We start from the raw sequence: 14,113 nt of genomic DNA, 5'->3' as shown, positions 1-14,113 counted from the left end.
CATTCCGGTCCGGCGCGCCTAGGGTAGGCCGGAAAACTCGCCGGGATCCCAGATGCGCCGCACGACAACCACGACGACCGAAGCGCCAGCGGGCGCAATCGGGATCATCCGCCGCGTAATGCCGTACCTGTGGCCCGAGGGGGAAACGGCAGTAAAAGTTCGCGTCGTCGCGGCCCTTGGCATGTTGGTTCTGGCCAAGGTCATCGCGGTGACGATGCCATTTTTTTACAAGGCAGCGGTCGACGCCCTTGCGCCCGAAACCGTGACACCGGCCTGGGCGCTTGGTGCGGGGGCCGTCGCGCTGACCGTTATCTATGGCGCGGCGCGCGCGCTCAACGTCGGGTTTCAACAGTTGCGCGATGTGATCTTTGCGACCGTCGGCCAACGCGCCCTCCGACGCCTCGCGGCCGAGACGTTCACGCATATGCACCGCCTGTCGATGCGATATCACATCAGCCGCAAGACCGGCGGGCTGAGCCGGATCATCGAACGCGGGGTCAAGGGCGTCGATTTCCTGCTGCGATTCCTGTTGTTTTCCATTGGCCCACTGGTTCTGGAACTGCTGCTCATCTCGGCGATCCTCTTTTTTGTTTTCGACGTCTGGTACCTGGTGATCGTGCTGGTCACGATTGCCGGCTATGTCTGGTTCACCTTCGCGGTCACCGAATGGCGGGTGAAGATCCGAAAGGTCATGAACGATCAGGACACGGATGCGAACCAGAAGGCCATCGATAGCCTCCTGAATTTCGAGACCGTCAAGTATTTCGGCGCCGAGGCGCGCGAGGCCGCGCGCTACGATGGCGCAATGCAGCAGTATGAACAGGCCGCGCTCAAGACATCCTATTCGCTGGCGTTCCTCAATTTCGGCCAATCCCTTCTGATTACCTCCGGTCTTGTGGGGGTCATGGTCCTGGCCGCGCTTGGCGTGCAGCGCGGCGACCTTACGGTCGGCGATTTTGTCATGGTGAACGCCTATATGGTGCAGATCACCATGCCTTTGAATTTTCTCGGCACCGTCTATCGTGAAATCCGGCAAGCGCTTGTCGACATGGGCGAGATGTTCGGCCTTCTGGAGCAGCCGCCCGAAGTCTCTGACGCGCCAGATGCGGAAGAGCTTGTCGTGTCTGCGGGCAAGGTCCAATTTCGCAACATACATTTCGGCTATGATGCGGCGCGCCCCATCTTGAAGGGTGTCAGCCTGACGGTCGGCGCAGGACAGACGATCGCCGTGGTCGGCCCTTCGGGTTCTGGGAAGTCGACGATCGGACGGCTTCTTTTCAGGTTCTATGATGTGGCCGAGGGCGCGATCGAGATCGATGGGCAGGATATCCGCTCGGTGACCCAGGAAAGCCTGCACCGGCACATCGGCGTCGTCCCCCAGGATACCGTCCTGTTCAACGACACGATCCGGTACAACATCGCCTACGGGCGTCCGAACGCAAGCTTCGAGGAGATCCGCGAAGCCGCCCGCGCCGCCCGGATCGATACGTTCATCGAAACGCTGCCCGATGGTTATGAGACCACCGTCGGTGAGCGCGGGCTGAAGCTCTCGGGTGGCGAAAAGCAACGTGTCGGGATCGCACGCACCTTGCTGAAGGACCCTCCGATCCTCTTGTTGGACGAGGCGACATCGGCCCTCGACACGGAGACCGAGCGGTCCATCCAGACCGAACTGCGGGCGATGTCGCAGGGGCGTTCGGTCATCACGATTGCGCATCGATTGTCTACCGTGGTCGATGCCGACCTGATCGTGGTTCTGGAAGACGGGCGGATCGTCGAGTCCGGATCGCACGATCAGTTGCTGGCCAAGCCCGGGCGCTATGCCTCGATGTGGCATCGGCAGCTTGCCGACGAAGAGGCCGCGTAGCAAGCGGACCCACCTCACACCCTGCGCCTGCAAGCCTATCAGTCAAAACAGCTCCACGTGCTCCGTTCTCGCCGGATGGTGCAGGCCCGACAGGCGTGCGCGCAGTGTCGCCTGTGATATGGCATGCAGAATATCCTCCTGGACCTTCTCTCCGATCGGCAAATTCGACCTCGCCATTGCCTCGAACATCGCCCCAAGATCGTTCAAAGTCTGGCTGACGCGATCCAAGGCCTGAAGATCATGGGCAAGTTCTACGGCCAGTTCCGGCAAGGCCGCGTGGTCGCCGATCGCGTCTTGAACATGCGCGAGGTCGTTCGCCGAAGATCGGCATTCGCGCGAGAGAAGGGATAAAAAAGTCGGATGATCCACAGGCATTAGAGCTTCCCCACGACGGCTTCGATGCATTCCTTCAGCTGCAGGGGCGTGAACGGCTTCGTCAGGAAATTGTTCATTCCGAGTTTCTTGCCGGTCTGAATGACAGCTTCATCGCCCCGGCCCGTGATGAGGATGAAACCAACCTTCTGCGTCAGGGGTTCCGCCCTGAGATGCTGCAACATCTGCAGGCCATTCAGGTTCGGCATATACAGGTCCGACAGGATCAGGTGCGGAACGTTCTGGCGCGCGCTCAAAACGCCCTGCTTGCCATCCTCCGCATAGGAAACATTTGAAATTCCCAGGGTATCGAGCGCTTGCAGAAGGATCCCGCGGCTCGTCGACATGTCGTCGACCACAAGAACGCGGAGCATATCTCTCAGTGGCATTGCAGTCTGTCTTTCTTGAACGCCGAAATATCGGAGGCGCGATTTCGGATATAGGCGGTACGACCGACCTGGATCATCGTCTCGTCATGGCCAGTCAAGCGCTCGGAATGCCCGAGAGCCAGAAGGCCGCCGTCCAGAAGGCGATTGCACAACAGCCGATGGACATGGTCCTGCGCTGCCCTGCTGAAATAGATCGTGACGTTCCGGCAGAAGATTGCATCGAAGCGATCATCTCTCGGCAATTCATGGAGCAAGTTGTGCTGACAAAATTCGATTCCTTGTGTCAGAAAATCATGGAACTCCGCTGCCCTTCGATCCTTTGAGGCATCATCCGCACCGGCCAGACCGCAATAGGCAAGGAGTTGAGCTCCGACCGCCACTTTCGCGGGCCGATCCCGCGCCGTCTGCAGGACAGATTGATCGACATCGCTGGCCAGAATGGAGACCTGCCGATTCCAATCGCGGCCGAGACTGTTGTAGCACCGGGCCGCGATCGACAGAGCCTCTTCCCCGCTGGAACACCCGGCAGACCAGACCTGGTATTTACGGCCGCCGGATGAGGTGCGGGTCTGATGCCGCTCGTGGTGGGTGGCCAGGAGCTCATAGTGATGGGGTTCTCTGAACAACTGGGTGACATTCGTCGTCAGGGCCGTCACGAACGCGCGCCGCTCCGCCTGACCGTCCTGGGAGGTCGAATGTAGGAGTTTCAGATAGCTTCCGAAGTCATCCAGCCGAGTCGCACGCAACCGGCGTTGCAAGCGGGAAGCAACGAAAGCAATCTTGGTCTCGGGGAGAAACAGACCAGCCTCTCTATCCGCAAGCGCAGCCAGCTCCGCGTATTGTTTTGACGAAAGTTCGATCACGCTATCGCCTCGGAAAATGGTCGGGAAACTTCCGGCAGAATGCGGGAGGTCGACAGAATCTGGATCATCTTGTCATCGACGACGAAGAGGCGATCAGCCATCCCGGCGCCGTCTTCGGCATTGACGCGCGGGACGTCCTGCAACTGATCATCTGTCGGATGCACGATGTCTGAAACCGCATCGACCAGAAGGCCATGAACCCGATTTCCATTCTGGATGACGATGATGACATTGCGCGGATCGTCTTGGGTCGGTGGCTGGCCAAGGCGCTGCGCAAGGTCCATCACCGGCAAAACCGACCCTCGGAGGTTCACCATGCCCTTCATGAAGGGCGGCGCATGGGGCAGGGGCGTCGGTTCGCTCCAACTGCGGATCTCGCGAACGTCCATGATGTTGACCGCAAAGCCCCGTCCGCCGCAGCGGAACGTCAGAAGTTCGATCCGGTCCTGACCGGTGACGTCAGATGCGTCCGGTTTGGGGCCCGCTTCTTCGGGAACCGCAACTGTGGCTTCGATTTGGGTCATTGGACAGCAAGCTCCGGTGTCTGAAGTGTTGGGTTCTGGCGGTTGAGACCGGCCATTTCGGCGATGCCGCCCGGGTCGACGATCAAGGCCACCTGGCCATCCCCGAGGATCGTGGCGGCAGAGACGCAGGGGATATGCCCGAAGTTCTCGCCCAATCCCTTGATGACCACCTGCCGCTGCGCCTCGATCGCGTCGACCCGCAAGGCGAACGTGCCACTTTCATCGGGCTGTACGAACAGCAGGGCGGTGTCGTCCTCGACCAGGTCATCCGTCGGTTGGCGGGCGAAGCCCATGCTTCCTGCGAGGTCGACGATGGGGACAAACCGCTCGTGCAAACGGACGACTGACTGATTCGGACCGAGTGTCTCGATCCGGGCGGCTGCGTAGGTCTGTGTCTCAACGATCGCCGAAAGCGGGATGACCATGCGCTGACGACTGCTTCGGACGATCATTCCGTCAAGGATCGCCAGGGTCAGCGGCAAGCTGATGGAAATGGACGTCCCCTTTCCTTCGACCGAAGAAATGGCGATCGTCCCATTCAGGTCCCGGATCGCGCGTTGCACGACATCCATGCCTACGCCCCGCCCGGAGAGAGCGGACACGGTCTGCGCCGTCGAAAATCCGGGCAGGAACAGAAGGCGATCAATCTCTGTTGTGTCGAGCGTCTTGCCTTCGGGAACGAGACCGCGCGCGATGGCACGCTCGAGAACCTTTGCGCGATTGATCCCGCGACCATCGTCGGACACTTCGATCACGACCCGGTCGGATTGTTGGCGTGCCGAAAGCCGCACGACACCGCCAGGCGATTTACCGGCTGCGTTGCGCTCATCCGGAGCTTCGAGCCCGTGATCGATCGAATTGCGGATCATGTGGGTCAAGGGATCGGCCAGCCGCTCCACGACCGTCTTGTCGATTTCAGTCCCTTCGCCTTCGGTGACCAGACGAACGTCTTTGCCGGTGGCCTGCCCGGCTTCGCGAACGATGCGGGTCATGCGCTGAAAGAGGGATTTGACCGGTTGCGCCCGAATGGACATCACGCTGTCCTGCATGTCGCGCGTCAACTGCTGAAGCTCGTCAAGCGTCGCAACGGCTTCGGAATGCTGATCGAGTCCCGCACGGGTCATGCCCTGGGCGAGCATCGACTGGCTGATCACCAGTTCGCCAACCAGGTTCACAAGGCGGTCGACACGGTTCAGATCAACACGGATCGTCGCGGGGGCGGACGTCTGTGCCTGTGGGGCGGCCGTGCCGATCGGGGTCGGCTGTACCGACACGTCCGGCTTCGGCGCGGCGGGGGGCGGGGCGGTGTCCGCGGTTTCCTTGATGGTCATCTTGGGAGGTTCGACAACCGCTGGCGACACCTGACCGGGGACAGCCTCGGCCTGAGGCGAGGGAGCGTTCTCGTCCTCGTCCTTGATCTGGGAAATGGTCAGAACGCAGATGTCGTCCGCAAATTCGAAAACACTCTCGATTTCCGTTTCCGTCAGATCGGTGGCGGTCGGTTCCAGCCGGATCGACCAGCGAAGCCGGGGCACCGAAACATCCATGTCGGACAGAGAGGCAAGATCACTGTCCAGCGCCTCGACCGACATTCGCCCCAGAACTTCGAGGGCGCGGAACAGAAACAATGGCTCGTTCCCGCTGACCAACAGTTCGGGCAGGGGCTCGAATGTGACGCGCCAGATGCGCTTACCGACCGCAGAGTGCGGAGCCGCTGTGCTCGTCGAAACCGGGACGGTCTCGATCTCGATCGGCGTCGGTGCAAGGTCGATGTCGTCATCGGGGATGGGGTCGAGCCCGAAATTGAGCATCACCGGATTGAAGTCGGAGTCGTCTTCCTTGCCGGGAGTTGCCTCGGCCGAACCCGCAACCGCCTTGAGTTCCGAAGTGTCGGGGACATCGACGTCTTCACCCAGGCAAGCCGAGTTCACCAGATCGCCAAGAACATCAGAGGCGCGCAGAAGGGTTCCGACAACCTCGGCCGAAGCCGTCAGCCGTCCGGACCGCAAGGCGTCGAGCGTCGTCTCGAATTCATGGGCATAGGCCACAAGCGTCGACAGGTTGAAGGCACCTGCACCCCCCTTGATCGAATGGACGGCGCGGAACACGGCATCGACCGTATCGGGCGTTTGCGTTCCGGACTGGAGGGCGAGCAAGCCGCCCTCCAGGCTTTCCAGTAGTTCGGCACATTCCTCGAAGAATGTCGCCCGGATTGCGTCCATCGGATCCATCAGGTCAGCCCCGTCACCGTGCGAAGGGCACCGACCAATCGGGCCGGATCAAAGGGTTTCACGATCCAGCCGGTCGCCCCGGCGGCGCGGGCCTTGAGCTTGAGCTCCCGCGCGCTTTCGGTCGTCAGAACCAGAATCGGGATACCGGCGTATTCCGACCGTTCCCGGACGCGGTTGATGAAGCCGAACCCGTCCAGGCGGGGCATGTTCACATCTGTCAGGATGGCGTCCGGCCGAGGATCGAGACTGTCGAGAACCTCGATCCCGTGGATTCCGTCTTCGGCGACGGCGGTTTCAATCCCCTCACGCTCGAGCGTCAGGCGAACCATGTCGCGGATCGTGCGACTGTCGTCGATGGCAAGAACTCTCATGCGGTCACCCCTTCGGTTTGAAGCCGGCTGAGCGGCGCGCCTAGTATGGCGATACAAGACATGAAATCCCCGGTGGGACGGTCGACGCGGACATGCCGACCGCGAAGGGCCTGATGATCGCGGATCGCCATCAGCACCTGAACACCGGGTGTGGTCACGACGGTGACACCGGAGGCGTCGAGAACAAGATCGCCTTCGATCGCCAACACTTCGTCGCGCAGGGCATTCGCCGTCGTCATTTCCAGGCGTTTGGGAAGCACGATAACGGCGTCCTCGGGTTTGTCGGTCATATCCTGCAGAGCCTCATGTTGCACGCCTCACGCTGTGGTGAGGGCATGCCTAGACCGCAGGTCCCTAAAAAAGGGTTACCTCAACATCCGAAGGTCAGAATTTGCTTAACGGTGCGCGCGTTCGCTCAGATGGGCAGCACAACCGGTCAGGGCAGCAAAGTCATCGGTGACCAGCGTCACCGGGAAATTATGCATGAAACCGGCAAAACGCCCCTTGTCGCGGAAGGCGTCGGCAAAGCCCTTGGCGGCCAGATGCGGCGCCATCGCCCGCGCCACACCGCCCACGAGAAAGACTCCGCCGAAGGGCAGATGGATCAGCGCCAGATTGCCCGCCACCGTGCCCATGATTCGAATGAACTGTGCCACGGCGGCATCGGCGCGCGGATCCTTGCCCAGCCGCGCCATGATGTCGGCGGCGCGGAATTCCTCGGTCGCGCCCGCTTCGGACGACAGCCAGCGATAGACCTGTTCCAGCCCGCGGCCAGACAGGACATCTTCGACTGCGGGAAAGCCGTGAGCGGTCGACACAAAGGTGCACAGACGCAGTTCGTCCTCGGTCCGGATGGGAAGGTTGGCATGGCCCGCCTCGCAAGGCGGCACGAAGCGACCGGAGGGCGTGTCGTGGACGGGCGCGGCGTTGAAACCTGTCCCGACGCCGATCACAAGGCGCGCCGCATCGGGAATGACAGGGCCCTTGATGATCGTCTCGAGCTCGCCCGGGTTCAGATGGCCGATGGCATGACCCTGGGCCTGCAGATCGTTCAGGATCGCGGCGTCCTTGGCCCCCGTCGCCTCCAGCAGCCGATGGGTATCGATGGACCAGTCGAGGTTCGTCAGTTCCGCGCGGCCGTCTGCGACCGGTCCGGCCATCGCGACACAGGCCCCTTGCGGCGTCGCGCATCCCTGATCGGACCGATACTGCCGCAGCACGGGCGCAAGATTGGCGAAATCGCGATTGGCATAGCGACGGATCGACTCGGGCAGGACGGTCCGGCCATGGGCCAGCGCCACCCGCGTATTGGTGCCGCCGACATCGGCCACAAGGAAGAGCGGTTCAGTCATGATGGGGCCGCCGTATCAACGGGCCAACGCACGCGCAAGCGCGTGGTAGCTGGCTTTGGGGGTGCGCGTCTGCGTCTCGAAATCGACGTGGACCAGGCCGAACCGCTTGGCATAGCCGAGCGTCCACTCGTAATTGTCGAGCAGCGACCAGAAGGTATAGCCGGTCAGGGGCACCCCGCTCTCGATCAGGTCGCAGGCCACGGCAAGGTGCGCATCCAGATAGGCGACGCGTTCGGCGTCGGGTCGCAAGGGCGTGTCGGGGTTCGCCAGGCCATTCTCGGTAATGAAAAGCGGCAGGTCCCCTGTGATGTCACGTGCCAGCCGCGTCACCAGCCACGCCAGACCCTCGGGGCAGATTTCCCACCCCATGTCCGTCTTGGGCAGCGGGCCGGGCACGGACCCGACACCGGGCCAAGCCGCGCCGGTGGCACGTATCCGCTGGCAGGTGTAGTAATTGACCCCAAACCAATCAAGCGGTTGCGAGATGATCTTCATGTCATCCTGCCAGTTGTCAGGCATGTGTTCGGCCAAACCGTCGAGCACATCCTGCGGGTATTCCCCCCGGATCATCGCGCCGGGGAACCAGCGATTATAGATGCCGTCATAGATCGTCGCCGTCGCGCGATCTTCGACGCTGTCGGTCGCGGGCAGGGCGTATTCGAAGTTGCAGGCCGCGCCGACGTTACCGACACCCTGCGCGCGCAGGGCCTGAACGGCGAGGCCATGGGCCAGCCCGACGTGGTGCATCGACTTGGCTGCGGGCCCGAGGCCCGTCAGGCCGGGCGCATGATACCCCTCGTGATGGCTGAGCCAGGAGACGCAGAACGGCTCGTTCACGGGGGCTACGGAATGGAGCCTGTCGCCGAGGCGCTCCGCGATCACGGCGGCGAAATCCGCGAACCGCTCGGGGATGTCGCGGATCGTCCAGCCACCCGCATTGCCCAAGACCTCCGGCAGCTCCCAATGATAGAGGGTGGCCATGGGGCGAATGCCACGGGCCAGCATTCCGTCCACAAGCCGATCATAAAAATCAAGGCCTTCGGGGTTGATGTTCACACCGTCCGGCATCACCCGGGCCCAGGAGGTCGAGAAGCGATAGGCGTCGAGCCCGGCGTCCCGGATCAGGTCGAGGTCTTCCTTCCACCGGTGGAAATGGTCGCAGGCGATGGCGCCGGTTTCGCCCCGGTCGACTTTGCCTGGTGTCTCGGCGAAGCTGTCCCAATGGGTCCGGCCGGCGCCGCCGAAGGCATGGCCCTCGATCTGATAGGCCGATGTTGCCGCCGAAAACAGGAACCCCTCGGGGAAGTCGCTGCGCGAGAACTGGAAGTCGATCATTGCGGGGCCGGTCCGGTCGAGGCACCGAGCACGAGGTCGCATTCCCAGACCTCCTGCACGGGCGGGGTGGAATTGTCGTTGATCCGCTCCATCAGCACCTCGGCGCAGCGTCGTCCCGCGGCGCGCACGGACGAACGGGTCGCCGTGAACACCGGGACCGTAGAGCCGTTGGCCAGATAGCTGAGCATGTCGTCATGGATCACCACCGATACATCGCGCCCCATGGTCAGACCGGCGTCCCCGATGGCTCGGCGCACCCCGATGGCCATGATGTGCGACGAGACCACGAAGGCGGTCGGCGGCCCGTCCCCCCGAAGCATCCGCAGCGCGCCTTCGTGGCCCATGTGTTCCGTCATCTCGGACGTGGTGTGCAGATGCGGTTGCAAGGACAGGCCACGCGCCGTCAGGGCCTGAACCACGCCGTCGCGCCTGCGCCGGGCGAAGTCCATCGTCTCAAGCCCGTTCAGAAGGGCGATCCGCCGGTGGCCCAGATCCAGCAGGAGGTCCGTCGCCCGCCGGAACGCCCGCAGGTTGTCGATGTCGACATAGCTGTAGGCGATGGTGTCGATGGGCGCGCGGCCATGCACGACATAGGGCAGGGCGTTCGCCTCCAGCATGGCGATCCTGGGGTCGTCGGTGCGCGGGCCATGAACGATCAGCCCGTCGACCGACCCTGCGTCCGCCAGATTGCGATAGGCGCGCGCCTCGTCCCCGTCCGGCACGACTGACAGGACCATGTCGTATCCGTTGCGGGCGTAGACGTCGCCCGCGCCTGCGATGAAGTCGGCAAAGATCGGGTTTACCATCTCATGGTTGAAGGCCGTGGGGATGACGTGGCCGATGGCCATGGCGCGCCCGGTGGCGAGGGAGGCCGCGCGCCGGTTGGGGCGATAGCCATGGGTGCGCGCCGCTTCGTGAACGCGACGGCGGGTGGATTCCTTGACTTCCGGATACCCGCCGAGTGCACGGCTGACCGTCGTGGGCGACAGGCCCAGAATATCCGAGAATTCCTTGAGGTTCACGCCGGACCACCTACCAAACCGGTTTAGATTCGCGCCGCAATTTGCCGGGCGCCCTATTGGGGTGCCCCGAAAGCACGACGACTGGCAACTCCAAAATTGCGCATTGCAACAGGTTCCGCCCCGAAAAGCCCATTGACAAGATCGGGATGCAACGCGCATCCTTGAATTGTCAAAGCGGTTTCAAAATATGCCGCGATGCAGCAATTCGCGGGGTCACCCGCAGGGAGGAACAATGACTAAACTTCTCACCGGCATGGCCATCGCCGTGCTGTCCACTGGCGTCGCGATGGCGGACGGGCATCTGGCCTTCACGCCGGGCGAGGGCGACTTCAACTGGGGCAGCCTCGAGGCATTCGCCGCCGCCACCGACCTGTCGGGCCAGACGGTCAACGTCTTCGGCCCCTGGCGCGGTGACGACCAGGCGCTTGTCGAGAACATCATCGCCTATTTCGAAGACGCGACCGGCGCCAATGTCGAGTATTCGTCGTCCGAGAACTACGAGCAGCAGATCGTCATCGACACCGAAGCGGGCAGCCCGCCCGACGTCGCGATCCTGCCGCAGCCCGGCCTGATCGGCACGCTGGCCAGCCGTGGTTTCATCGAGCCCCTGGGCGAAGAGACCGAAGCCTGGCTTCAGGAAAACTATGCTGCGGGCGACAGTTGGGTCAGCCTGGGCACCTACGCCGGCCCCGACGGCGAAGATCGCCTCTATGCCTTCCCCTACAAGATCGACGTCAAATCGCTGGTCTGGTACGTCCCCGAGAACTTCGAGGATGCTGGTTACGAAGTGCCGACCTCCATGGAGGACCTCAAGGCCTTGACCGAACAGATCGCGGCAGACGGCGGCACGCCCTGGTGCATCGGTCTGGGTTCGGGTGGTGCGACCGGCTGGCCCGCGACCGACTGGGTCGAGGACATGATGCTGCGCACGCAGCCCCCCGAGGTTTATGACGCCTGGGTGAGCAACGACATCCCGTTCGACGACCCGGCGGTCATCGGCGCGATCGAAGAATTCGGCTATTTCGCCCGCAACGACGCCTTCGTCGCCGGCGGCGCCGGTGCCGTCGCCTCGACCGACTTCCGCGACAGCCCCAAGGGCCTGTTTGAAAGCCCGCCGCAGTGCTACATGCACCACCAGGCGAGCTTCATCCCGACCTTCTTCCCGGAAGGCACGGAACTGGGCGTGGATGCCGACTTCTTCTACATGCCGTCCTATGCAGGCAAGGATCTGGGCAACCCGGTCCTGGGTGCGGGCACGCTCGCATTCATCACCAAGGAAGGCGAGGGCGCGCGCGCATTCCTCGAATTCCTGAAGACGCCGATCGCCCACGAGCTGTGGATGGCGCAGTCCGGCTTCCTGACGCCCTTCAAGAGCGTGAACACCGACATGTATGCCAACGACACGCTCAAGAAGCAGGGTCAGATCCTTCTGGATGCGACGACCTTCCGCTTTGACGCGTCGGACCTGATGCCCGGCGCCGTCGGCGCAGGCACCTTCTGGACCGGTATGGTCGACTATGCCGGCGGCAAGGACGCCGCCGAAGTCGCCGCCGAAATCCAGTCCAGCTGGCCCGCGCAGTAAGCGATGCCGAACGGGCCGCCCTGACCGGGGCGGCCCGACACCATCTCGGGGGGGAGAACGACAATGCATCCGGCCATTCTGGGTCTCATCACGATCGTCATCGGTGTTGGCGGTTGCATCGGCTACTTCTGGTTCTCGAACGTCATTCTGGACCGCGTCTTCTTCCCGCCAAGCGGCCCCAATGCGGGGCGCAACATCAACCGGGCCAATGCGATCCGGCCCTGGCTTTTCATGGGTCCGGCGATCCTGGCCCTGGGCCTCTACCTGGCCTATCCGGTTGTCGCCACGTTCCTTCTGTCATTCCAGACGCGGGTGCCCGGAGGTGGCAGCGAATTCGTCGGCCTCGACAATTACGTGCAGATGATCGGCGAGGCGAAGTTCCGCGAAGCCATCTTCAACAACATGCTCTGGCTCATCATCGTGCCCGCCGCCTCGACCGCCTTCGGTTTGCTGGCGGCGCAGCTGACCGACCGGATCAGCTGGGGCAGCTTCGCCAAATCCCTGATCTTCATGCCCATGGCGATTTCCTTCGTGGGCGCCTCGGTCATCTGGAAACTTATCTATGACGCCCGGCCCGCAGGGTCGGACCAGATCGGTGTCCTCAACGCGATCTGGGTCGCCTTCGGCGGCGAGCCTCAGCAATGGCTGACCATTTCGCCCTGGAACAGCCTGCTCCTGATGGTCGTCCTGATCTGGATCCAGACGGGTTTCGCCATGGTCATCCTCTCGGCGGCCCTGCGCGGCATCCCCGAAGAGACGGTCGAGGCCGCCATCGTCGACGGGGCCTCTCCCTGGCAGATCTTCTTTCGCATCAAGGTGCCACAGATCATGCCGACCATCGTGGTGGTCTGGACCACGATCACCCTGGTCGTGCTCAAGGTCTTCGACATCGTCCTCGCCATGACCAACGGTCAGTGGGAGACACAGGTTCTGGCCAACTACATGTACGACAAGCTGTTCCGCGCCTTTGACTGGGGCGTCGGTTCCGCCGCCGCCATGACGATCATGCTGCTGGTGTCCCCGATCCTCGTCTGGAACGTGATCAACGCCCGCAAGGAGATGCGCTGATGGACAATATCGCAGGCAAGAAATCGTCGCTGACCTGGGCCGTCCATATCTCTGTCGTCGTGCTTGTGGCGCTGTGGCTGTTCCCGACTGTCGGCCTGTTCGTGTCGTCGTTCCGCACCGGCGATCAGATTTCCAGCTCCGGCTGGTGGCAATCGTTGTCGACACAGGAAAGCCAGCTCTCTCCGATCCGGATCGAAGGGGACGAGACGGCCACCGGCGACGCCTTCGTGATCGAGGGCACGCTGATTTCGGGTGACACCACGGTCAGCGCCTGGGGCACCTCGTCGCGTGAACCCAATGCCTATGAGCCTGGCGAGACGGTCGATCTGGGCGACGGCCAGACCCTGACCGTCAACGACGATTCCACCTATGTGCTGACCGGTCCCGAGACGTTCGAGGGCACACGCCTGCCGCGTGTCTTCATGACCGCCTCGTCCCCGCCGGTCTGGACGGTCGAGAATTACGGCACCGTCCTGTTCACCGGCACAGCAGCCGCCGGGATCGGACAGGCGTTTCTGAACACGCTGACCGTGTCGATTCCCGCGACGATCATCCCGATCCTGATCGCGGCCTTTGCCGCCTATGCCCTGGCCTGGATGGAGTTCCCCGGTCGCGCCCTTCTGGTGGCGACGGTCGTGGGCCTTCTGGTGGTGCCGTTGCAACTGGCGCTCATCCCGCTCTTGCAGATCCACAACACCATCGGGATCGGAAAGGGCTATCTGGGTGTATGGTTGGCCCATACCGGCTTTGGCCTGCCGCTCGCGATCTATCTGCTGCGCAACTACATGGTCGGCCTGCCGCGCGACATCATCGAGAATGCCAAGGTCGACGGCGCCAGCGACTTCCAGATCTTCGTCAAGATCATCCTGCCCCTGTCGTTCCCGGCATTGGCCAGCTTTGCCATCTTCCAGTTCCTCTGGACCTGGAACGACCTGCTGGTGGCCCTTGTGTTCCTGGGCGCGGATGACGACAGCCTGGTCCTGACCGGTCGCCTCGTGAACCTTCTGGGCTCGCGCGGGGGGGACTGGGAAATCCTTGCCACCTCGGCCTTCGTGTCCATCGCGGTGCCGCTCGTGGTCTTCTTTTCCATGCAACGTTACCTGGTGCGCGGCCTGCTGGCCGGCTCCGTCAAATAGG

At 62.8% G+C, this 14,113-nt stretch carries 14 protein-coding genes; 4 read left to right on the top strand and 10 right to left on the bottom strand.

The features are described 5' to 3' along the window. Window positions 1–52 precede the first annotated feature (52 nt). Window positions 53–1,867 (top strand): ABCB family ABC transporter ATP-binding protein/permease, encoded by a 1,815-nt coding sequence (locus tag BM002_RS01730; protein ID WP_092776685.1) that lies wholly within the window; start codon window positions 53–55, stop codon window positions 1,865–1,867. A 42-nt stretch (window positions 1,868–1,909) separates the two neighbouring features. On the opposite strand, the gene BM002_RS01725 is transcribed toward BM002_RS01730, so the two are convergent. The 10 genes from BM002_RS01725 to BM002_RS01680 form a co-directional block, all read right to left on the bottom strand. Continuing rightward, entirely contained in the window at window positions 1,910–2,242 is a 333-nt protein-coding gene (locus tag BM002_RS01725; RefSeq protein WP_092776683.1) for a hypothetical protein, read from the bottom strand. Beyond that, window positions 2,242–2,628 (bottom strand): response regulator, encoded by a 387-nt coding sequence (locus tag BM002_RS01720; RefSeq protein WP_092776681.1) that lies wholly within the window; start codon window positions 2,626–2,628, stop codon window positions 2,242–2,244. Before BM002_RS01720 ends, BM002_RS01725 begins: the two co-directional genes overlap by 1 nt. Further along, window positions 2,619–3,491 carry a CheR family methyltransferase gene (locus tag BM002_RS01715; RefSeq protein WP_092776679.1) on the bottom strand — a complete coding sequence of 291 codons (873 nt, stop codon included), beginning with the start codon at window positions 3,489–3,491 and terminating at the stop codon, window positions 2,619–2,621. The genes BM002_RS01720 and BM002_RS01715 overlap by 10 nt, the downstream gene beginning before the upstream one ends. Further along, entirely contained in the window at window positions 3,488–4,015 is a 528-nt protein-coding gene (locus BM002_RS01710; protein ID WP_092776677.1) for a chemotaxis protein CheW, read from the bottom strand. Before BM002_RS01710 ends, BM002_RS01715 begins: the two co-directional genes overlap by 4 nt. Then, window positions 4,012–6,246 carry a chemotaxis protein CheA gene (locus tag BM002_RS01705; RefSeq protein WP_092776675.1) on the bottom strand — a complete coding sequence of 745 codons (2,235 nt, stop codon included), beginning with the start codon at window positions 6,244–6,246 and terminating at the stop codon, window positions 4,012–4,014. Before BM002_RS01705 ends, BM002_RS01710 begins: the two co-directional genes overlap by 4 nt. After that, window positions 6,246–6,617 (bottom strand): response regulator, encoded by a 372-nt coding sequence (locus tag BM002_RS01700; RefSeq protein WP_092776673.1) that lies wholly within the window; start codon window positions 6,615–6,617, stop codon window positions 6,246–6,248. Before BM002_RS01700 ends, BM002_RS01705 begins: the two co-directional genes overlap by 1 nt. Beyond that, on the bottom strand, window positions 6,614–6,907 hold the full coding sequence (locus BM002_RS01695) for an STAS domain-containing protein (protein WP_092776672.1): 294 nt from the start codon (window positions 6,905–6,907) through the stop codon (window positions 6,614–6,616). Before BM002_RS01695 ends, BM002_RS01700 begins: the two co-directional genes overlap by 4 nt. Before the next feature lie 105 nt (window positions 6,908–7,012). Further along, window positions 7,013–7,969 carry a glucokinase gene (locus BM002_RS01690; RefSeq protein ID WP_092776670.1) on the bottom strand — a complete coding sequence of 319 codons (957 nt, stop codon included), beginning with the start codon at window positions 7,967–7,969 and terminating at the stop codon, window positions 7,013–7,015. A gap of 15 nt (window positions 7,970–7,984) precedes the next feature. Beyond that, window positions 7,985–9,346 carry a GH1 family beta-glucosidase gene (locus BM002_RS01685; protein WP_245749095.1) on the bottom strand — a complete coding sequence of 454 codons (1,362 nt, stop codon included), beginning with the start codon at window positions 9,344–9,346 and terminating at the stop codon, window positions 7,985–7,987. Further along, complete coding sequence (locus BM002_RS01680; protein WP_092776666.1) at window positions 9,301–10,326, bottom strand: substrate-binding domain-containing protein; 1,026 nt, start codon at window positions 10,324–10,326, stop codon at window positions 9,301–9,303. The genes BM002_RS01685 and BM002_RS01680 overlap by 46 nt, the downstream gene beginning before the upstream one ends. Before the next feature lie 232 nt (window positions 10,327–10,558). On the opposite strand from BM002_RS01680, the gene BM002_RS01675 reads away from it, so the two are divergent. The 3 genes from BM002_RS01675 (at window position 10,559) to BM002_RS01665 (ending at window position 14,112) form a co-directional block, all read left to right on the top strand. Next, window positions 10,559–11,908 carry an ABC transporter substrate-binding protein gene (locus BM002_RS01675; RefSeq protein ID WP_092776664.1) on the top strand — a complete coding sequence of 450 codons (1,350 nt, stop codon included), beginning with the start codon at window positions 10,559–10,561 and terminating at the stop codon, window positions 11,906–11,908. Between the two features lie 63 nt (window positions 11,909–11,971). After that, the gene (locus tag BM002_RS01670) at window positions 11,972–12,976 is read left to right on the top strand and encodes a carbohydrate ABC transporter permease (protein ID WP_092776662.1); all 1,005 of its coding nucleotides are present in this window, start codon (window positions 11,972–11,974) and stop codon (window positions 12,974–12,976) included. Next, window positions 12,976–14,112, top strand: coding sequence for a carbohydrate ABC transporter permease (locus tag BM002_RS01665; RefSeq protein WP_092776660.1), 1,137 nt, complete (start codon window positions 12,976–12,978; stop codon window positions 14,110–14,112). The genes BM002_RS01670 and BM002_RS01665 overlap by 1 nt, the downstream gene beginning before the upstream one ends. Window position 14,113: the final 1 nt, after the last annotated feature.

This window comes from Jannaschia pohangensis, from assembly GCF_900113875.1.
Classification (GTDB): Bacteria; Pseudomonadota; Alphaproteobacteria; order Rhodobacterales; family Rhodobacteraceae; genus Jannaschia; species Jannaschia pohangensis.
Note: the sequence above shows the minus strand (reverse complement) of the source record. Positions and strands in the feature narration are given on the sequence as shown.